Consider the following 699-nt stretch of genomic DNA (forward strand, 5'->3'; position numbering starts at 1 on the left):
GTCCAATGTGGCGATACCGATATGGATTTTGCCGTCGCGGATAGACTCAAGTGTTTTAATCGTCGTGTTGTAGGCGGTTTCCAGCGGTTTCGGAAAGTCGGCGCGGTTGATTCGGCGGCTGTGCAAAAAATGGCGGGCAATGTTGATGCATAAAGGCTGCAAAACCGTCGGCGTTTCCGCCAAAGGCAGCACATATCTGCCACGCAGGTATCCGTCCACCAAATCGCAGGCATAACGCACTGCCGCATCAATGACCTGAGCGTCGGGTTCCGTCCCGCGCGCATTGTCGTTGGTCAGTTGCACCAACTCCATTTTGCCCATCGCAGCCGTCAAATCATCCGCGCCGATATACATGGCTTACTCCGCCTCTTCGGCTGCTGCCGGTTTTTTACCGCGTTTCGGCTTTTCAACTTCGCCCGCAGTACCTGCATCATCTGACGGCGTATCTTCGGACGGTGGGGTGTCATTTTGTTGCGCATCCAGTTCTTCGCCGGTTGTCAGTGTCGGGGTAACGTGTGCCGCGACTGATTCGTACTGTTCCGGCGTTAATTCGACCGCTTCGCCAGCTTCGACGCGAAATTGGTTGCCTTGGGTGTTTTCCAAAATCAACGGAGTGTTTGCGATATAAACTTTAGCCATGATCAGCCTTTCAAAAATACTTGGATGACTTCGCCCGCCGCCGTTGCCGCAGAGCGCGCC

General features: G+C 54.5%; 2 protein-coding genes. Both read right to left on the minus strand.

The genetic code is table 11. From position 1 onward, the window contains the following. Positions 1–354 (minus strand): gp436 family protein (locus ACTHUR_RS14330; protein WP_440399232.1); only part of this gene is annotated, 354 nt, incomplete at its 3' end. Positions 355–357: 3 nt separating this feature from the next. Next, a partial coding sequence (locus ACTHUR_RS14335; RefSeq protein ID WP_440399233.1) for a hypothetical protein occupies positions 358–699 on the minus strand: 342 nt, incomplete at its 5' end.

Source organism: Neisseria sp. P0021.S007 (genome assembly GCF_051956855.1).